Raw genomic sequence first — 17,551 nt, 5'->3', positions numbered from 1 at the left:
AAGGTTTTTGAGAACATCGCCAACCAACCCGGCCTCAGCTAATTCTTTAAGGGCATTTTCAATCAACAGGTACTGACTATGCGGATTAGCAGCGGCAACGTGCTTTTTCATCGCGTTGTCTGTATAGGTTTTCACTTCAATAACAGCACTATCAACATACTGCCGGGTTGCCAGCACAACCGATGGATCAACTTTCAGGGTAACGGCGTCTGTGCTCGATACCGTGAGCATCATCCTGATAACCTGCGTACGGCCTGATCCTTCCTCTGTTGTGGCCTTGTACGTCTCCGGGCAGTTAGCCACAGCGATCAAGATACCATCAGCGTCAAAGAGTCCGATTTCACGAATCCACCACCCGCCAGAGGATTCAGGAATAATCTGTTCCGCAATAATCTGACTGGCGTTTTTATCGTCCACTGACAGCGAGTTAAGCTGGGCGCGGCGTACCTCGTTAACCAGCGCTGTCTGTGCCTGGTTTGGCGTTGGAGATATGCCGCCGCCGTCACCAACTGCGAGCGAAGTGATCTCTAACTTCTCACCCAGCGCAGCCATATTTGATAATTTTGCCGCCCCCTGATTAGTCAGCAGAGCAAAGAATTTAGCCGCCATTTGTTACCTCTAACGTATCAATAATATGAATTGCGCCCCCGGAAAAATACCCGCCACTGACTTCTACGGCTTCAGGCATATAGGGATAAATAGTCATCACGTCACCGCCATAACACCCGGCGTGGGCGTATACCTCTCCCTTAGCCTGCATACTGATTGCAAGACCGGTCAGGTGGCGTGAACATGGTTTTGCATCAGCGATCAGGCGCTCAAGCTCGAGATAGGTTTCTTCTGTAATCCCTGAGTCAGAAACGCCAATTTCAAGTTGAAATGTTCCCCGCTCGCCTCCGTTCTGCCACCATTCAACGACTTTTATCAGGAAGCCGAACGGTTCAACGACACGGCGCAGCGCCGCAATAGTTCCCTTTTGCCGGTGTACCAGCCAGGCGGATTTAATCACCTGTCGCTTTGTCTGTTCTGACCAGCCTTTATCCCAGCGATCAACCGATAACGCCCAGGCCAGATAAGGCAGTAAAGCAACCGGGCATTCATCAGGGTTCCACAGCGTTTTCAGGTCTACGGGTAAATCACTCACGCGCCAGGTTGCGGCCTCGGCACCGCGCATAAAATCACTGGCTGAAGGTGGCAACAGACTGTTATTCATCGGTTCCGCCTCTCGTGATGGTGACCGAAGCGCACCGCGCCGCCTGTGTATCGCTGATAATCAGCCGTTCAGGTAAATCCAGTTCCACACGCTGCACGCCCTGCACGTGTAACGCCGCCAGAATTGCAGACCTGGCAACATCAAGCCCGATCCGCCATTGGCTTTTGAGCCACTTCTGCAACGACGCCTCAGCAGCGTTCACAATGGGTTCTGACTCTGGGCCAGGGTAGAGATACAGCGTTGCATTGATGTCATAACTGATAATCTCAGCGCTCTGGACTGTCAGCCGGTCACCAACGGGGCGAATACTCTCGTCTGATAACTTTGCATTGACCGTTGCGATCAGCTCGTCTGAAGCCGTTCCGTCACCCTCAGCAGAGAGCACAGAAACGACAACTTCAGCCGGTGCCGGACTTGACGCCTTAACATCAGCAACTTTCCCCGATGCGCTTTTAGCAAAATATTCATAAGCGCCGGTAGGCCCAGCAACGCTTAACCCTTCAAATGCCGATTGTGCCCGTAAGCGCAGCGCGGCATCACTTTCCATTACCGCATCTGTTGTATCTGTCGCCTCCGTAACCACTAGGCGAACTGTGTTGTTATTGGCAACCAGGTTATCCAGATTGCCGCCGTTGGCGTGACTCAACATACAAGCGCCAGCACCGTCATTGATCGTTTGTCGAAACATCAATTCACGGTAGGAAAACACCTGAGCGATCACGGTCAGGGGTTCTGACTCCAGCGCCATTGCCGCCGCTATTGCCGGTTGTTTTTCTTCCGGGTATGCGGCAATGATCATCGCCATGACATCACTCAGAATGGTTTCATAATCCAGCGTCGCGATAATCTCCGGCGGTGGAAGTTCAGATAAATCAACCGTTGCCATTGCCTGACTCCTTCACTTTTACCGCGCCGCTTACCGGCTGCATTGTTGTGGTAACCAATCCGCTTAACTCAACCGTCACGGCCCCGGCGTCTGAATACGTAATATCGACCTGGTTAAGTGCTATCCGTGGTTCCCATTGCGTCAGCGCAATCACCGTGGCGCTCATTAGCTGAAGGCGTGTTGTTTCGTTTTTCGGGGCGTCCAGCAAGTCAGGTAACAAGCTGCCGTACGACCGGCGCATCACACGCGACCCTAACGGCGTCAGCAATACATCTTTCACGGACTGCCACAGATGATCGCTATCTGAAAGCGTGCCTGTACCGCCCTGGTTCATTCCCGTATATTTCGCCGTCATGCCGTCCCCTTAGTCCTGCTATTGCCACTCTCAATACCACCATGACTATGATCGTCAGCCTGGACGCCGTTTGACTTCAGTGCGCCGCCGCTGTGAGTTACATCGCCGGTCATCTTGCCGCCTTCAGTGAAATCAAAGGTTTTCGCTTTCAGATGGTTGGTGCATTCCACCTCTGGCGCATCAAGCGTGATTTTTGTTGCTGCCTGAATAGTGGCGGTTTTCATGCCGCCGGCACTCAGTGCGCCCGCCTCGGCGTCATAGCTAAATTCAGCCCCATCGGGCGCGGTGATCATCATTTGCATCAGGCTACTGGCGGGGGCATCGTTTTCTTTGCTGTATAAGCTGCCCAGCAAAACGGCGGTTTCAGGATTGCCGCCAATACATCCCAGCAAAACCTGCTCGCCCAGCGACGGTGGACACCAGAATTTGAAAGCACCGGCGCGCGTTGTCGTCCAGCGAAGCCAGGTCGTCTGCAAATCATCGCTCTGCACCCGCACACTCTTACCGTCTTCCGATATGTCAAAAACCATGCCCACGCGGAGCACGTTAGACAGGAGGCGCAACAGTTCGGCACTCATGCCCCGCCCCCCCCCAGGCTGTTAATCACCGCGCTACGGATCAGTGCTTCATCGGCCTTAGAAATTCCCAACAGGACACGCGGCGCATACTTCGCAAATGACCCCGGCCCCACCTGCTCACGCAACCCGTACTGATGAATGCGGGCAATGCGGGCCGCCATGCCGCTGTAACCCACTTCAGCCCCCTCACGGGATGCCTTCACCTTCATAAAGCGGGCGGTTCTCAGCTTCACGAACATCGGAGCCTTGACCACTTTTGGACGCTGGCCCGCGCGGGTATTAATTTCCGTATAGCGCTCAATATCGGCACGGTAGAACGTGCGGATCTCATTACGGTCTTCATCAAATCCGGTAATAGTCCGCCCGTACTTACCGCGCCCGCTATGCCAGTTTTTCAACCGGCGTAACTGCCCTTCCCAGATAAAGGCGATCCCCTGCTGGGTGCGCAGCGTTTTACGGCGGCGTGACGGGTACTGGCTTCCGTCCGGGTTGCGCTGTGCGCGTATGCGCTGTTGCTGGCCAATTCGTAAAACCTTACCCACAGCGCGCGCCGTTCTGGCCCGCCCACTGGATGACGCCCCTGCCAGGATGTCTGCGAAATACTGATCCAGCACGTGAACATCACCGGCATTCATGGGTTGTCACTCCCTGGCTCGCTCAACATCGCGCCCCACTCTGGCATCATGCGCGGGCGTGGTTCCGGCTTATGCTTTCCGGTCAGCTTCCCGGCTTCATCACGCGATACAATCACGCGTTCACTAATAGGCAGTTCAAAAAACAGATCGGCGGTGTCGTCGTTATTGATTGCGGTTGTGAACTTAATTTCTTTGTTCTTCTCCGGGTTCAACAACAGTTGCGGTTGCTCCTGCCACAGCCAGGCCATCAGCGGTAACGTGAAATCATCCAGATCACCGGCAAAATTCATCACAAAGAGACACAGCGTATAGGCGTAAACAAAGTCAGCCGTTTCGCCGGTCGTCTCAACATGCCCAGATTCAATAAAAACGCTGAAGGCTTCAGGGTTGGCACGACACCACGGATTAGCCCTGGTGAGCGCGCTACGCAATGAGTTAATTTTCAGCATGTGGTTCCCCTCCCTTCTGGCGCACCAGGCGCAACAGATTTAGCGCCCGGATATCACTTTTATCCGCATTGCAGGTATCAAGCGCGTCATGCAACTGATCCGCCCAAATCCCAATGCCACCCCACGTCACCGGCTTTTTCAGCACCGGCGTGGGCGTTTCATCGGTCAGGCTTTCCGGTATCGGCTCGTGAATCAGCCGCGTTTGCACTCTGATTTTTTCTGAGCAACCCATCACTGACAGCAACAGGAGCAAGAGCACTGGCACACGAATCATCACGCATCCCCTCAGTTATGTTTTTACGGCGTTCTTCACCCGCCTGGTTGCGTGTTTGATTCGCTTTTTTGGCCTCTGCCAGCACCGCTCGCGCATCAGCAGACAGATCACGCATTTCGCCTATCACGGCTTCACTTTCATCAAACATGCGCTGTAACTTCTGTTCGTTGTCATCCGCCACGCCACTTGTATATCCCCGGTAATACCCGGCCCCGTAAGTAAGAGCGGTTAGCACCAAACCCCATAAAATTGATTTCATTGCGCCCCCGCATCCATCCGGCACCACGCCTGAAAGTCAGTGCGCCGATTGACCAGCCCTTGCGAGCGCTTACCGGCACTGTTTACAAAGTCAGTTAGACGATCACAGACGCCGCCCCAGTTGTGAGCCTGGGCATTTTTCCAGATGGTTGTGCGCTGTTTGCGACCCTGCTTATCGGTAAACCACATCAAGCCCGTACAACCCACATTCAGCCCACCATCAACCATGCTTTCGAACACCTTTTGCGGCATCGCTTCGCCGTTGAAGTTCTGATTTACGCAGCGTTCAGAATGCTGCATATCATTAACCCACCGGCGCGCTACTTCAGCGTTGCTGTACTCGCGTTTTTCCACACTACCGGTGGAGCCGATCCCCACGGTCAACACTCCGGCGGTGCAGTAATAAGGCGTGTTACGGCAGTCTTCCCAGGAGGCTATTTTTTGCTGTGCTTCCGGCGAAGTTCTCAGCGCATCGGGCGACATTGATAAGCCCAGAGCAACAATAACGGCGATAGAACAACGCTTAATAACCGTCTTCATCGTCACCCGCCTGGAATTGCGCCAGCCTCACCCGCTCAAAATCGGTAAGCCCCCGGCGCTCGGCCTGATCAAGAATTTGCTCAATCAGCGAGTTTCGGCGGGCCTGTGCCTTCTCCACCCGCGCACGATGTACCCAGGCGCGCCAGCCGGACAGGACACCCAAAACCAGACCGGCAACCCCCAGTTTTTCATTCCACGTCATCACACCAACACCAACGCTGATGGATGAAGAAACCCAGGTGATCCAGTCCCACAGCCGGTGAAACGAATTTAACTCCATAACTGCACCATCTCTTGTGCGGGCTGGGTATCAATGTCCGGCATTTCAACCACCTGCCCTGCGTTTAAAAAAACCTGTCCACTCAGACCCGGATTGGCGGTCAATACTTCTTCAGTAACGCCTTTGGTTTTTCCGTAGTGCCGGTGACATAGCTGATCCAGCGTATCGCCCTGTAACGCGGTGACCTTCATCAGCACAACTCCGCATAAACGCGTGGCTTGCGCTGGATGTCTGCAATACCCCAGCGAGCATCACGCCAGAGATCTTCGCGCTGCAAATCCAGCGCGGCGGCGTCTTTGTCGCCTTTTGGCGTGGTATCAACGTCCCGATAACCTTCAATCACCAGGGCGCGGGCAATGGAATAAACCGCACGACGGTAGCGATACACCTTCACGCTCTCGCCGTTTATCTCCACGGCGGGCACGTTCTTCAGCGCCTCATAGCCCAGCCCCTGCTGATTGATCTGCCACTCTTCAAGCTGCTCGATAACGTGTCCCACAGCCTCGGTAGTGACGTGCATCAGTCGCGAAGTAGTGACGCCGCCAGTAATACGCGCGGCAAGACGTAAATCCTTCAGGTTAATGACAGGCCAGAAACTTCCCGCCGTTACAGTGGAATCACCGTCATCAACATCAGTTACGTCACTGCCAGCCGGAAACGGCGTTTTTGTAGCAACCAGGCTACTCATGAGCGCTCCTTAAAAAGTCAGGAGGTGGACACGCGGTGAAAAGACCAGTTACGGGCAGATCTCCGCGTGTGCCTCCTGTCGGTCGGGGCCGAAGTCGTTAAGATTCTTTTTTATCTTTCGCCGTTTTACGCGGTGCGCGTTTTTTTGCTGCCGGTTTCGCGGCTTTATCCGTGCGCGGCTTACGCTCGGTTTTCTTCTCTGCGACAACCGGCACAGGCTCCGGTTGTGCTGTCGCTTCCGGTTGCAGGGCCGCCAGCTTCTTCAGTTCACGTGAAATGGACTGCATTTCACGTTTCACGCCCGCTGCGGGGTTCAGTTCCGTCGCACGGCGAAACAGTTTTAGCGCTTCGCCTTTTGTCTCATTGTCAGCCGTTCCACGGCGTGAGAAAGCGCGAGCCTTGCAGAGCTTGGATTGCACTTCGTCCGGCATATCAGCCCCGGCGACAATCTCCGCCAGGTCATCCAGCACGGTGATATAAGCCGACATATCCGCCTCAGCGTCAGTCGTCGCCACGTTCAGCGCCTGATTGCTGATTTCTTCAGCCAGCATCACCGGAGCAGTACGTTTGAAGTCGTCACGCATAGACAGGCCATGCTTCACCACATAGCGCCCAATCTTCAGCGCTTGTGGGTAGTCCTGGCAGTCAATCGCCCACAGCATCATCGTGGTGATCACTTCATCCTGTCGCCCGCTGTCGCCCTCCAGAGTCCCATCAATCCAGCCCTGGTAGCCCGGCAACATGTCACGCTTCATCACAGCTTTTGTTTCAGTGGACTGCACCGCTTTAAGAGAGGCCTGATCGAGGCGTAGACGATGCAAAATTTGCTCATGCGCGGTGCGCACAACGCTATGTTGTGCGGCACTGTCTCCGCGTCGATCAGCCATCACTTTCTGAAAGTGTTTTTGCGCTGGGGTTAACATTTTTGTCTCCAAGTGGCGGGCGCATATGCGCCCGCAATTGCAGTTACGCGCCCGCGTTCTCGTCAGGCTCTACGGATAACGATGCCGGGGCGGCCTCCGCGAAGGTGATCCCGTCAATGAATGCGCATTTGCCGTAGTCTTCTACAACGAAGTCATCGTTTGAGGACTGGTAGTTAGCCACGCGGTTATATTGCGGTTCCTCTTTGATGGTTCGACGCAGTGCGCCCAACTGGTAATACACAGAGAGGTTTTTCAGCGACGTGATCAGCACACAGTCATCAGGCATGTACGGTGCGAAGACCACCGGCAGACCGCCAACTTTTTCACTGGACACAATCAACTGTGCCGCGATCAATTCGCTGTTCGGGTTGGTCTGGCTCAGGGCGTTCAGTTTCGGGAAATAGCTACTGGTCAACAGATCAGAAGACAGGATCACAACCAGATCAGGCGCTTTGCGGTGCCACGAATCCAACAGCGTGTTTTTGGCGTCAAAAACAGCCGCGTCCAGGTTGCCATAAGTACCTTTGGCGACAATTTTGTTATCTTCATCGCGCGCAGTCAGCGTGACTTTGCTGATGATGCGGTGCGGGGCGTCATTGCGGATTTTCTGAAGCCAGCCAACGCCGCAATCCTGCAACAGTGGATTGGCTGCACGGTCAGACACATCCGCGTAAGACGTACCGTTAAAACCAATCATAATGCGGTCCAGCGCAATCTGGCGGGCGTTTGCTTCGCTGATCAATAACTGGAAATTAGGCTGCATAGACCAGGCGTCCAACTGCGAATAACTCACAGCGGAGTCGTAGTTTGTTTTGCGGCAACGGTAGTCGCTCGACTCTTTAGAGTGATTGTCTACAGGGTTACGGCGGGCCGAACCATCGCTGCTGTTATTGGTGCTGGCGATCGGGCCTTTACTACCGATCAGGATTTTCTGGCCTTCCTGGGCTTTTACCGGAAAGACGTTAATTTTCTTCAGAAAATCATCACTTTCCATTGATGCCTTTTCCATGCGCTGTTGCACGGACGGCTCAACGCTGAAGGACTTGGCGACATCATCTGAACGAACACCACTTAAATTGGCCTGGCGATCGATATAGCCGTTAAAAAGTACGCGGGTACTGTTTTCCATGTGTTTTATTCTCGCTTGCGTGGTTAGTAATCGGCCTGTTCGACGCCGGTGTTACCGCCCTGTGCGGGCTGGCGGCTGAAGGTGCTGGCATCTTGTTTAGCCAGCGTGGTTTTCAGGTCGGTCAGCTCACTGGTCAGCTTCTGAATTTCCTTTGCGTCGTCAGCGCGCTGGCTTGTCAGCGTCACCACCTGATCGATAAGGTCAGCCTGAGACGTGGCGACACCTTCAACCACTTCGCGAACCTGGCTGAATTGCTCACTTTCCGTCTTATGGCTTTTGGTCAGAATGCCCATTACGCGGCTAAACCACTGTTTACCTTCATCACCGCGCTGTTTCGCCAGTTCGATAACGTCCGCTTCAATGACATCGGTAATCATCGGCGCTTCGCCCTGCTGGTTATTGAATTTCATAACCTGAGCGCGCTGCTCAGCGGTGAATTTCAGGCGGTCAGTTCCGAGGCTTGCGGGAGTATCAGTCATCGCAATGCCCGCCACGTAAGGCCCGCCGTTTAAGGCGAAACGCGGATAAAGCTCAATACTGGTATGTACTTTTTTACCTTCATCGGTGAGCTTCTTCATTCGCTCGGAAGGTTCAATTTCGGCATAAAGGGCAACGCGTCCGGTCAACGGCCCTTCTTTGATGTCTTCAGCGCTCATCGATACCACTTCACCCATAGCGCTAAATTCGCTACTAGGGAGAGGTGACAAATAGTGTTCCATGTTCACTGGCGCTTTGTAGACGCTGGGGCTGTAGTTCGCCGCTGCATCCTTCAGGTGCTGCCCGCTAATTTCACGACCATCGACGGTCGTTCCTGAGACAGCAACACGGAATTTCTTCCGGGTTGGCTTGCTGGATTCACTCATGTTATTTCCTGCCGGTTGGTTTCTGTTTTTCCATGATGTCAGTTGCTAAGTCATTGTCTCAACGCGTTTTAGTTGTCAGAGACGGCCCACAACCCAAACAGCGGGAACGGCCCACGCGCGCGGGTTAATCTCTCCATCGAAACGAGAGGACACCGCATGATCCAGGACGCATTTGTAAGACAGAGAGCAAAGCAGCTTTACTGGCAGGGCTACCCGCCAGCAGAGATCGCACGCCTGATGGGTATCAGTCAGAACACGGTTTATTCGTGGAAAAAGCGCGACGAATGGGACGAAACGCCCGCGATTCAGCGCGTCACACAATCTATTGATGCCCGGTTATGCCAAATCGCGATGAAACCAACAAAGACCGGCGGCGATCTGAAGGAAATCGACGCACTCACGCGCCAGGTGAAGAAGCTGGCAGAAGGCCAACCGGCGCAACCCTTCAAGAAAGCGCGCGCGGGCAAGAAGAAAAACCACTTCACCGAAGCGCAGATCGCCGCGCTGCGGGAAAAAATTCAGGACTCTCTGGCCTGGCATCAGCAGGGATGGTTTGAACAGCGCCAGCAACGAAACCGCATGATCCTGAAAAGTCGCCAGATTGGCGCAACCTGGTATTTTGCCCGCGAAGCGCTATTACAGGCACTGCGGGATGACGTTAAGCACGGATACCAACGCAACCAGATTTTTCTGTCCGCTTCACGCCGCCAGGCGCACCAGTTCCGGGGATTCATTCAGAAGATTGCCGAAGAGGTAGACGTAGAACTAAAGGGCGGTGACAAAATTTTGCTGTCTAACGGGGCTGAATTGCATTTTCTCGGCACGTCTGCCGCTACCGCGCAGAGCTACACCGGCAACCTGTTTTTTGATGAATTTTTCTGGGTAGGCAACTTTGCCAACCTTCGCAAAGTGGCTGGCGCTATGGCAACCCTGAAAGGGCTTACGCGCACTTACTTTTCAACGCCATCGAGCGAAAGCCACGAAGCCTACCCCTTCTGGACGGGCAAGCGCTGGAATGAGAAGCGGGCCAAGCCCAGCCGGGTAGACTTCGACACAAGCTGGAAGACCCTCAACAGCGGCCTGTTATGCCCGGACAAAACCTGGCGGCAGATTGTCACCCTGAAGGACGTGATCGACCACGGCTGGGAGTTCACCGACCTGGAGGAAATCCAGGACGAAAACACCCCGGACGAATACACCAACCTGTACATGTGTGAGTTCGTCAGAGAAGGCGAGGCGGTTTTCTCACTCAATCAGCTACTGACGTGTGGCGCGGACGGCTACGACGACTGGCAGGACTGGAAACCCTACGCACCCCGCCCGCTGGGTGATCGTGAAGTCTGGATAGGCTACGACGCCAACGGTGGCAGCGGCAACGGTGACAGCGGCGCTGTTTCCGTGGTTGCCCCTCCCCTGGTCAGTGGTGGCAAGTTCCGCACGATAGAAACGCGACAGCTACGCGGGATGGAGTTTGAAGAGCAGGCCAAAGTGATCGAAGACCTGACCATTAAATACAACGTCCGGCACATCGCCATTGACGGCACCGGCATTGGTGAAGCGGTCTGGCAACTGGTCAAAAAATTCTTCCCGGCGGCGGTCTGCTTCATCATGTCGCTGTCATCAAAGCGCACCCTGGTACTCAAAATGCAGCAGGTGATCCGCGCGGGCCGCTGGGAGTATGACCGTAGTGAACAGGCGTTAGTGTCAGCATTCAACGCCGTCAGAAAAATCACCACACCAGGCGGCATGGTTACTTATGACACTGACCGTGCGCGCGGTGTCAGTCATGGCGACTTAGCCTGGGCCAATATGCTGGCAGTCATCAACGAGCCGCTTGGACGTGAGAACGGCAGCGGCGGCGGTTCCGTAAGAGAGTTTTAATGAACACAACAACACACGAAAGCGGCCTGACTATGCTTACTGACGGCACACAGCAACATGATATTGGTGAAGCACTGAAGCGCGATCCAGCCCTTAGCGCCTTCACCTTTGATGGGCCATACCAGGTCGCGGACGCTTACGACCTGCTCGACAATATGTATTGCGCCGACAACGGCAGATATTACGAAACGCCGGTGGACTGGTACGGGCTTGCGCGCTCATTCGGCAAGGCGTCCTGGCACCAGTCAGCGCTGTACTTCAAGCGCAACGCGCTGGCGGGCTGTTTCATCCCACACCCGCTACTGTCTCGCCAGACGTTCTCCGCCCTGGCGCTTGACTGGTTTGTGTTTGGCAACTTCTACCTGGAAGAACGAAAGAACCGACTAGGCGGGCGGCTGCCGCTCCGCCATTCCCCCGCGAAATACACCCGGCGTGGCACTGACCTGGACACATACTGGTTTATCAGGCAGTGGAAAGACGAATCAGCTTTTAAAACCGGCTCGGTCTGCCATGTGTTGAACCCTGACATTCATCAGGAGATCTACGGAATGCCGGAGTACATGGGCGCGCTATTGTCAGCCAGCCTGTCACACTCGGCGGATATGTTCCGCAAGATGTATTACGAAAACGGATCTCATGCCGGATGCATTCTGTATATCGGCACATCACAGGTGGACGACGCTGGCGTAAAAGTCATACAGCAAACGCTGGCAGGAGCCAGGAACAAAGGGGCATTTAAGAACGTAGTTATCCACGCGCCAGGCGGCGGTAAAGATGGGGTGCAACTGATGCCCTTCAGCCAGATATCGGCAAAGGATGAGTTTTTAAATATTAAATCAGCGACACGCGATGACATCCTGGCAGCTCACCGCGTACCACCACAACTGATGGGGGCCATGCCGGACGGCAACGGCTCATTCGGTGATGTGGAGAAGGCCGCGCGCGTGTTTGCCATCAACGAACTAATGCCAGCAATGGAAGCGTTGAAGCACGTTAACGACTGGCTGGGAGAAGAAGTGATCCGCTTTAAACCTTACGCCCTGCTGGAAACCATGAAATAACCAACCCGCCGCCACCCCGGCGGCGCTCTCCGCATAAAATCAACACACGGCGCGCCAGCGCCATTCTAAGCGCCCCATCATCTAAACACGCCATTACCCGCACACAACACACAGAACGCCGCAGCGCGCCAGAATTGCGCCAATTTCCCTATATTTGAGGTATACCCCTTCCCACCCCGCCGCGCGGGCTTTCCCCCCGTCACCTGCGCGCAACAAACACGCCTGTTTTTGTGCACTTGCAGATCCGCTGCTAACCAGCGCAGATCCTGCGGAGATCCATCAAAAATAAAACCCTGTTTATTGTGCGTTTTTGTGCACGCTTGTGCAGTTGAAAATATGTAGAAAATGTCAAAAAACACTAATATCTCTTGCTTAAACGCTGCATGTTTTGTTGTATAAAATCAACGCTTGGGTAAACTAAACAGACTTAACTTGCCTCAGCAATGGAATGAAGAATAAATGACTACTCAAACTGCGCTTGGAGCCACCCAATCTGCGCCTACATTTAACCAAAAAGAAGTTGAAAAGATTCTTACTTCTCTTGAGCAAACTGAAGAATTAGGATTTTTTCGTCGCGTAGGAACACCTTATGGATTCCAGATCGGAACCCGATGGGCAGGAACTAAAGACAGTATCATACGAACGCTTTCTAATCCTGGAATGGCTCATAAGCTTGCAACTGAGGCGTCTCTCAAATTATTATTGCTAAAAATAATAACCTCTGTAAATCATTACTATGCTATTGATTTTATTCGAGGTGGAAACCTTAAAGCTATTTCTCAGTTTGCTAATTATTCTAATTATGAAAAATGTTTTCGTGATGCATTCCCTATGAAGCTTGATGAAGATAGTGGACTACCTGCTTCACCAGGGCATTTCATTACTTCTGTCGAAAACATGGGAGATGGTGTAGCAATTATCTTTTCTTATGTGTTAATTAAGAAAATCAGTGGGAGAAGTAAATTACGCTCAAACCAATACCCTGTTCAATTTTTCAATACAGTTTTCATTCCTAATGACTTAAGTCGTGTTGAATATAGGGTTGATCGTAAACTTGGTCGTCGCGTTTTCGAACGAGCAATTACTGATTTAAGAATTAAGTTTTTAGAGTTTTTGTCTGAAAACAATGTTTCTTTAAATTTAGAAACTGTCAATTTTTATAAAGCAATTAATAATATATACAACGATGCTTCCTTTGGCCGATTAGTGCAGGTAGATTTCGTCGATCCTGTTGGTGATGAGGATGCTAGCCTTAAATGTAGAACGAAACCTAGTTATGACGCCAGAAACAGAAAAGTGGTTGAGACGAATAAAGGCAATACTTCAACTTCAACTATATCCAATTTGAAGGTATGTGGTGTTTCTGCTCGTTTTGATTATAAAATTGGTTCAGAATCGTTATCGAATGAAATAGGATTTGAACCTAATAAAAATGACTGGGCAAACAATCAATTCTGTGGTGCTTTTTATTTTAATAAAATGGCCGACACTGTTTCACACTATGGGGTGATAAATGACATCCTTAGCAGAACGGTATAAAAAAATGTTGCCCATTATTTTAAAGCAACATGAGTTGGTTGATGAACTATGCAAAAACTCGGTTTTTTTTAAACCGAGTAAATTGCAGAACTATCACAACCTACTAAATTATATTGCTGATAATATTGAGCTTGATATTTATACTATTCATACTTTACAAATTGCTACTCAAGCAAAAAAAACATCCGACTTATTGGAAATTGTCCGCTTTTTTAGTGGTGGCAATTCTAATTTATTTGAGATCAAATATTGTTATGAGATGGTTGATAATGAACGAATTGACATTCATCAGGACGAGTACAATAACTTCATGACTAATAATGAAGTTCCGGTGAATGACAATGGTGTTGAAATTGAAGATTTCGACCCAAAATATCTCAGTTTTTATTGCCTGGTGAATTATGATGAACACTAATTCACTTGCTACTAATCTCGTTCGTCGTGATTACTTTATAACTGAAAGTGATTTTCATAATCAACTTTTCAAAGATATCGAAGAAATAATAAAAACCATGGAGTCATCAAGTGATAAATACTATTGTGATGATGAGGATAAACTCAGCCATACAATAGTAACATCACTGGGACATTTTGGTTATCGGGCTACCGAACAAACAAAAAAGAATGGCAGTGTTGATATAACTGTTACCACTAAAACTAATGGTGGTGAATTTGTTTGGATTGCAGAAGCTAAAATTGGTTATGGATACCAGAAAATTTTTGAAGGCTTATTACAACTATTAACACGATATATAAAAAGAGATAATAGTGGCGGCCTGATCATATATTACCAAAAAGATAAATCTAATACACTTTTCAATAACTGGCTGAAATATTTGTATAAACAAGAGTGGACAGCATATTGCACGACCCAAGGAAATATTAAAGATGTCTTACCTCTTTTAGGTCATTTAAATATTTCATCGTATCAACATGTTAAAGACAATTGCTACTATTCTGATATTAATGTAATAAAGCCAACAGGGGCGAATTTTGATGTAAGATGCTTCTATGTTGACGTTTATCATAAGCCTCTTGATAAAAGTGGCGTGGTAAACAAAACCCTTAAAGAGGGATTTGCAAAAAACACCATTAAGGATAAGTACAAACTTTGGGAAGCTGGTGATTTCAATAGCAATCATTATCAAGAATTATTTAATGCATTAAAGATCTATTTTGATGGAGCATTAGATGACTAATTCTGACATAAGTTCTCTATAGTGATTGTGTTCAAAAATAAGCCGTAAAATCAACGGCTTATTTCTACCAACATGTTTCATTGCTGTCCAATTTTTCAACTATTTTGAAAGAAAAATTTTTAAAACCCAAACCTGTAAAATATTTGCTTCAAGGTTAAGTGATATTTTTCCCACTGTAAATTAAGCCCACTAATATTCCAAGATCAAAAACAATAATTGACAGAATATAAGCATTTCTTTCTAAATGCCCCTTTGCTTGGGCTTGGACTACCCCCATAAAGCTGGCCTTCAATTACCATCATTTCACCTCAATCTAGCTTGTGATGATAGCAACATAGACGACGAAAATGATATTTGACGTTTAACCTATTGCTTTCCTCCAACGGAGGGTTAGATCCTCTGTCTGATGTCTTGCAAGAGTTTTACGCCAATGCATGTCCACGCCAGTCACAATAAGTTCCCCAGTGATTAGGTTGGCTCGGTAAATCGTATCGAGCGCTGTAACCTCCTCACCCCTTGCTAGTTTCAGCGCCTGCACAGGGTTAATCTTAATTTTTCTTAACCTTGCCCAACTCATTATCTTTTCAGCAAGTGCAGCAACATTCTCGCTCACCGTGCTTTCTTCCTGCCGGATTGCATGTGCTGCTTTCAGATAACTTTCTGCCCTAACCCGGTCATAGTCGGTACAGTCACCGGTAGTGATGCTGAAAGCGAGCGCCTCAAACTGATCAGCAGGTGAAACACGCTGATTTGGTTTGTGATTTCTGAGGTCCACCGCAATTTGTTTTCTCTGATCTCGGCTCAATTGACCAATTTCAAATTGTTCAGGGAGTGCATCAGTATCTGGCACAGTCAGATCTGTCGGATAAACAGGCGGTGAATCTGTTTGTTTTTTGTACTCGGTACAGTTATTGACACGAGTCCAAGAGGGCGCGGGCGCGCCCTTAAGGTCAAAACCTCGACCAGCGTCGTCGTCTGCTTTTGGCTTCATTTTGACAATACGATAAGAATGGAGACGGGTTTCAACCGGAGGAATAGTCGATGCTGGCATGACTACGCCTTTAATGACTCTCTGAAACTCGCCGTAACTGCTCGGCTCATCCCGGTACTGATACCATGCGCGCAACACAAGCCTATTCCGTGCCACGAACGGGCCACCCTGCAAGGTAATGTAGTCCTGCCAGTTCCCCGCATGTGCGGCACGATGTAACTCACCGAAAACCGGACTGATACGATCTGCCATTTCCTGATTCTTCAGGCGGCGCAACTCGCGCCAGACAGACACCGGCGCACCACCCAAAAACTGAAACTGACGAATGCCCCAGCATGAAGCCCAGGCGGTAGCGTGTTTTGCTGTTTCCTTCAGTGGACGTCCGCTTTCGTCGTCGCTTTCACCATCCAGCGCGTAGCCATCAATATTTTTAGATATGTACTTAACAACATAGCCAGTAGCACTCCCCAAAGCCGGATCTATTGGCTTAAGCTCAAAGCGCGGTTGCTTGCCAGTCTTGCCGGTTAGCTCGTCTGCATCCTCACGTGTGGCGTAGTCTTCCATCACTTCCAACAACTCGCCGGTATGTTCTGGGGCAGTGAACAGAAGGCCATGCCAATGCGGAGTAGCATCATGGTGAGATTCAGCAACGCGAAGGCCAAAAACAGGAATCTCACGGCGCGCAAGCTCCGCGCGGATCAGTTGCCAGACGTGATTAAGGTAGTTCTGTGTTTTGCGTGGGCTTGCTCCGTTCCATTTATGGTTACGATGCCCGAATGCTGTAAAAGCATGATATTTAGACGGTGCGGTCAACGTGAAGAAACTACCGGCAAAACCGCTTTCTGTTGCCACTTTCTCAAAGCCACCAATGCGCGTCATCAACTCAACGCGGCGCTTTTCAGGGTTAGAAATACTTTTATCAATCTGCTCTATCAGCGAAATGCGCTCGCCAGTTACCTGATCTTCAAGTTCAAGACGGCTCATAATTTCGCGACTACGCTTACGGCGGGAATCCCACTGTGTAACGTGGTGTTTACTGCAATACGGTGAAACATCGCGGCGCACATCACCATAAGCAATGTGCAAATGCTCACGCCAGCGGCGGGCGTACTTGCGCAGAAGGCGTGACCAAAAGCGATCGTGCATGGTTTTTTGTATTGCCGCCGCCGCTTCATCAGGCGCCATCCGGCGCTTCTTAGCCCAAGGTGCCACCAACCTGAAATACGCAATTAGTCTAGAGCCTTCACGCACCATGCGTTTGCCGTACTCAGCATCACTAAACACGCTCGCGCCTTCACTCACTTCAGCCAAAACGGCATTGGCATAAATAGCAATGTCCTGTGCCAACAAATCAATATCTTCATCGGTACTATCAGCCAGATTATTAAAGCGGTGCGCTAGCTCACGCAGATTTTCAAACGTGTGAAATAGTGGGTTTAGTTCAGAGAAAATAATCCAATCATTGTCTTCTGGTACTGCGTATTGATTCGTGACGTTACGGACGTGTGGAAGCTCGCGCTTAACGATATCGCGCAGCTTCAGTTTTGCGATATGACGCCCTTTATCTTCGTGAACGGTATTTATGTAAAAAGCAATGCGGCGGCGAATGAAAGAAGGTAACGGCTTGAGGGTATCTTCTACCCATGCGAAAAACTCCTGCTCTTGACCCAATTCATATAGGTCAACAGCGGGAGTCTTATCGACGGAAATGGCCTGTTTAGGCTCATTCCAGGCGTAAGCATACCGGGCTGGCTCAACCGAACCTCCCGGCATGGAGGTCATGCTATGGGCGCGGCGAACTGAAGTCATC

22 protein-coding genes are annotated in these 17,551 nt (G+C 50.6%); 5 read left to right on the top strand and 17 right to left on the bottom strand.

Annotation, left to right across the window (positions count from 1 at the left end):
* The 16 genes from OGY09_RS00945 to OGY09_RS00870 all read right to left on the bottom strand — a co-directional run.
* Positions 1 to 609, bottom strand: a 609-nt coding sequence (locus OGY09_RS00945; protein ID WP_286589788.1) for a phage tail protein, incomplete at its 3' end; no start/stop codon positions are given.
* Positions 599 to 1,213, bottom strand: coding sequence for a phage tail protein I (locus OGY09_RS00940; protein WP_181540171.1), 615 nt, complete (start codon positions 1,211 to 1,213; stop codon positions 599 to 601). The genes OGY09_RS00945 and OGY09_RS00940, both read right to left, overlap by 11 nt.
* On the bottom strand, positions 1,206 to 2,099 hold the full coding sequence (locus tag OGY09_RS00935) for a baseplate assembly protein (RefSeq protein WP_247799518.1): 894 nt from the start codon (positions 2,097 to 2,099) through the stop codon (positions 1,206 to 1,208). Before OGY09_RS00935 ends, OGY09_RS00940 begins: the two co-directional genes overlap by 8 nt.
* The gene (locus tag OGY09_RS00930; protein ID WP_286589786.1) at positions 2,086 to 2,454 is read right to left on the bottom strand and encodes a GPW/gp25 family protein; all 369 of its coding nucleotides are present in this window, start codon (positions 2,452 to 2,454) and stop codon (positions 2,086 to 2,088) included. Before OGY09_RS00930 ends, OGY09_RS00935 begins: the two co-directional genes overlap by 14 nt.
* Positions 2,451 to 3,032 (bottom strand): phage baseplate assembly protein V, encoded by a 582-nt coding sequence (locus OGY09_RS00925; protein WP_286589785.1) that lies wholly within the window; start codon positions 3,030 to 3,032, stop codon positions 2,451 to 2,453. The genes OGY09_RS00930 and OGY09_RS00925 overlap by 4 nt, the downstream gene beginning before the upstream one ends.
* Positions 3,029 to 3,667, bottom strand: a complete 639-nt coding sequence (locus tag OGY09_RS00920) for a phage virion morphogenesis protein (protein WP_286589784.1) — start codon at positions 3,665 to 3,667, stop codon at positions 3,029 to 3,031. The genes OGY09_RS00925 and OGY09_RS00920 overlap by 4 nt, the downstream gene beginning before the upstream one ends.
* Entirely contained in the window at positions 3,664 to 4,116 is a 453-nt protein-coding gene (locus OGY09_RS00915; RefSeq protein ID WP_032237384.1) for a phage tail protein, read from the bottom strand. Before OGY09_RS00915 ends, OGY09_RS00920 begins: the two co-directional genes overlap by 4 nt.
* Complete coding sequence (gene lysC / locus OGY09_RS00910; protein WP_286589783.1) at positions 4,103 to 4,324, bottom strand: Rz1-like lysis system protein LysC; 222 nt, start codon at positions 4,322 to 4,324, stop codon at positions 4,103 to 4,105. The genes OGY09_RS00915 and lysC overlap by 14 nt, the downstream gene beginning before the upstream one ends.
* Entirely contained in the window at positions 4,275 to 4,649 is a 375-nt protein-coding gene (locus OGY09_RS00905; protein WP_286589782.1) for a hypothetical protein, read from the bottom strand. The genes lysC and OGY09_RS00905 overlap by 50 nt, the downstream gene beginning before the upstream one ends.
* Entirely contained in the window at positions 4,646 to 5,188 is a 543-nt protein-coding gene (locus OGY09_RS00900) for a lysozyme (RefSeq protein WP_286589781.1), read from the bottom strand. The genes OGY09_RS00905 and OGY09_RS00900 overlap by 4 nt, the downstream gene beginning before the upstream one ends.
* The gene (locus tag OGY09_RS00895; RefSeq protein WP_247799510.1) at positions 5,172 to 5,468 is read right to left on the bottom strand and encodes a phage tail protein; all 297 of its coding nucleotides are present in this window, start codon (positions 5,466 to 5,468) and stop codon (positions 5,172 to 5,174) included. Before OGY09_RS00895 ends, OGY09_RS00900 begins: the two co-directional genes overlap by 17 nt.
* The gene (locus tag OGY09_RS00890; protein WP_032237387.1) at positions 5,459 to 5,659 is read right to left on the bottom strand and encodes a tail protein X; all 201 of its coding nucleotides are present in this window, start codon (positions 5,657 to 5,659) and stop codon (positions 5,459 to 5,461) included. Before OGY09_RS00890 ends, OGY09_RS00895 begins: the two co-directional genes overlap by 10 nt.
* Positions 5,659 to 6,156: a head completion/stabilization protein gene (locus OGY09_RS00885; protein WP_199146907.1), complete on the bottom strand. Its 498-nt coding sequence runs from the start codon at positions 6,154 to 6,156 to the stop codon at positions 5,659 to 5,661. Before OGY09_RS00885 ends, OGY09_RS00890 begins: the two co-directional genes overlap by 1 nt.
* A 97-nt stretch (positions 6,157 to 6,253) precedes the next feature.
* On the bottom strand, positions 6,254 to 7,078 hold the full coding sequence (gene gpM, locus OGY09_RS00880; protein ID WP_286589779.1) for a phage terminase small subunit: 825 nt from the start codon (positions 7,076 to 7,078) through the stop codon (positions 6,254 to 6,256).
* A gap of 43 nt (positions 7,079 to 7,121) precedes the next feature.
* Positions 7,122 to 8,207 (bottom strand): phage major capsid protein, P2 family, encoded by a 1,086-nt coding sequence (locus tag OGY09_RS00875; protein ID WP_286589778.1) that lies wholly within the window; start codon positions 8,205 to 8,207, stop codon positions 7,122 to 7,124.
* Positions 8,208 to 8,230: 23 nt separating this feature from the next.
* Entirely contained in the window at positions 8,231 to 9,070 is an 840-nt protein-coding gene (locus OGY09_RS00870; protein ID WP_286589777.1) for a GPO family capsid scaffolding protein, read from the bottom strand.
* A 156-nt stretch (positions 9,071 to 9,226) separates the two neighbouring features.
* Here OGY09_RS00870 and OGY09_RS00865 point away from each other — a divergent pair, with 156 nt between their 5' ends.
* The 5 genes from OGY09_RS00865 (at position 9,227) to OGY09_RS00845 (ending at position 14,750) form a co-directional block, all read left to right on the top strand.
* Positions 9,227 to 10,951, top strand: coding sequence for a terminase large subunit domain-containing protein (locus OGY09_RS00865; protein ID WP_286589776.1), 1,725 nt, complete (start codon positions 9,227 to 9,229; stop codon positions 10,949 to 10,951).
* Positions 10,951 to 12,012 (top strand): phage portal protein, encoded by a 1,062-nt coding sequence (locus tag OGY09_RS00860; RefSeq protein ID WP_502873200.1) that lies wholly within the window; start codon positions 10,951 to 10,953, stop codon positions 12,010 to 12,012. The genes OGY09_RS00865 and OGY09_RS00860 overlap by 1 nt, the downstream gene beginning before the upstream one ends.
* A gap of 459 nt (positions 12,013 to 12,471) precedes the next feature.
* Positions 12,472 to 13,551 (top strand): hypothetical protein, encoded by a 1,080-nt coding sequence (locus tag OGY09_RS00855; RefSeq protein WP_032174428.1) that lies wholly within the window; start codon positions 12,472 to 12,474, stop codon positions 13,549 to 13,551.
* The gene (locus OGY09_RS00850; RefSeq protein ID WP_032174427.1) at positions 13,526 to 13,966 is read left to right on the top strand and encodes a hypothetical protein; all 441 of its coding nucleotides are present in this window, start codon (positions 13,526 to 13,528) and stop codon (positions 13,964 to 13,966) included. The genes OGY09_RS00855 and OGY09_RS00850 overlap by 26 nt, the downstream gene beginning before the upstream one ends.
* Complete coding sequence (locus OGY09_RS00845) at positions 13,953 to 14,750, top strand: hypothetical protein (RefSeq protein WP_148725490.1); 798 nt, start codon at positions 13,953 to 13,955, stop codon at positions 14,748 to 14,750. The genes OGY09_RS00850 and OGY09_RS00845 overlap by 14 nt, the downstream gene beginning before the upstream one ends.
* Before the next feature lie 361 nt (positions 14,751 to 15,111).
* On the opposite strand, the gene OGY09_RS00840 is transcribed toward OGY09_RS00845, so the two are convergent.
* The gene (locus tag OGY09_RS00840; RefSeq protein WP_077757943.1) at positions 15,112 to 17,550 is read right to left on the bottom strand and encodes a replication endonuclease; all 2,439 of its coding nucleotides are present in this window, start codon (positions 17,548 to 17,550) and stop codon (positions 15,112 to 15,114) included.
* Position 17,551 lies beyond the last annotated feature (1 nt).

The sequence above is a fragment of the Citrobacter sp. Cpo071 genome (genome assembly GCF_030332765.1).
GTDB lineage: Bacteria > Pseudomonadota > Gammaproteobacteria > Enterobacterales > Enterobacteriaceae > Citrobacter > Citrobacter portucalensis.
Note: the sequence above shows the minus strand (reverse complement) of the source record. Positions and strands in the feature narration are given on the sequence as shown.

Bases quoted from the DNA above. Each gene is read 5' to 3' on its own strand.
- OGY09_RS00940 (WP_181540171.1), bottom strand. From the start codon at position 1,213: ATGAATAACAGTCTGTTGCCACCTTCAGCCAGTGATTTTATGCGCGGT.
- OGY09_RS00935 (WP_247799518.1), bottom strand. From the start codon at position 2,099: ATGGCAACGGTTGATTTATCTGAACTTCCACCGCCGGAGATTATCGCG.
- OGY09_RS00930 (WP_286589786.1), bottom strand. From the start codon at position 2,454: ATGACGGCGAAATATACGGGAATGAACCAGGGCGGTACAGGCACGCTT.
- OGY09_RS00925 (WP_286589785.1), bottom strand. From the start codon at position 3,032: ATGAGTGCCGAACTGTTGCGCCTCCTGTCTAACGTGCTCCGCGTGGGC.
- OGY09_RS00920 (WP_286589784.1), bottom strand. From the start codon at position 3,667: ATGAATGCCGGTGATGTTCACGTGCTGGATCAGTATTTCGCAGACATC.
- OGY09_RS00915 (WP_032237384.1), bottom strand. From the start codon at position 4,116: ATGCTGAAAATTAACTCATTGCGTAGCGCGCTCACCAGGGCTAATCCG.
- OGY09_RS00905 (WP_286589782.1), bottom strand. From the start codon at position 4,649: ATGAAATCAATTTTATGGGGTTTGGTGCTAACCGCTCTTACTTACGGG.
- OGY09_RS00900 (WP_286589781.1), bottom strand. From the start codon at position 5,188: ATGAAGACGGTTATTAAGCGTTGTTCTATCGCCGTTATTGTTGCTCTG.
- OGY09_RS00895 (WP_247799510.1), bottom strand. From the start codon at position 5,468: ATGGAGTTAAATTCGTTTCACCGGCTGTGGGACTGGATCACCTGGGTT.
- OGY09_RS00890 (WP_032237387.1), bottom strand. From the start codon at position 5,659: ATGAAGGTCACCGCGTTACAGGGCGATACGCTGGATCAGCTATGTCAC.
- OGY09_RS00885 (WP_199146907.1), bottom strand. From the start codon at position 6,156: ATGAGTAGCCTGGTTGCTACAAAAACGCCGTTTCCGGCTGGCAGTGAC.
- gpM (WP_286589779.1), bottom strand. From the start codon at position 7,078: ATGTTAACCCCAGCGCAAAAACACTTTCAGAAAGTGATGGCTGATCGA.
- OGY09_RS00875 (WP_286589778.1), bottom strand. From the start codon at position 8,207: ATGGAAAACAGTACCCGCGTACTTTTTAACGGCTATATCGATCGCCAG.
- OGY09_RS00870 (WP_286589777.1), bottom strand. From the start codon at position 9,070: ATGAGTGAATCCAGCAAGCCAACCCGGAAGAAATTCCGTGTTGCTGTC.
- OGY09_RS00865 (WP_286589776.1), top strand. From the start codon at position 9,227: ATGATCCAGGACGCATTTGTAAGACAGAGAGCAAAGCAGCTTTACTGG.
- OGY09_RS00860 (WP_502873200.1), top strand. From the start codon at position 10,951: ATGAACACAACAACACACGAAAGCGGCCTGACTATGCTTACTGACGGC.
- OGY09_RS00855 (WP_032174428.1), top strand. From the start codon at position 12,472: ATGACTACTCAAACTGCGCTTGGAGCCACCCAATCTGCGCCTACATTT.
- OGY09_RS00850 (WP_032174427.1), top strand. From the start codon at position 13,526: ATGACATCCTTAGCAGAACGGTATAAAAAAATGTTGCCCATTATTTTA.
- OGY09_RS00845 (WP_148725490.1), top strand. From the start codon at position 13,953: ATGATGAACACTAATTCACTTGCTACTAATCTCGTTCGTCGTGATTAC.
- OGY09_RS00840 (WP_077757943.1), bottom strand. From the start codon at position 17,550: ATGACTTCAGTTCGCCGCGCCCATAGCATGACCTCCATGCCGGGAGGT.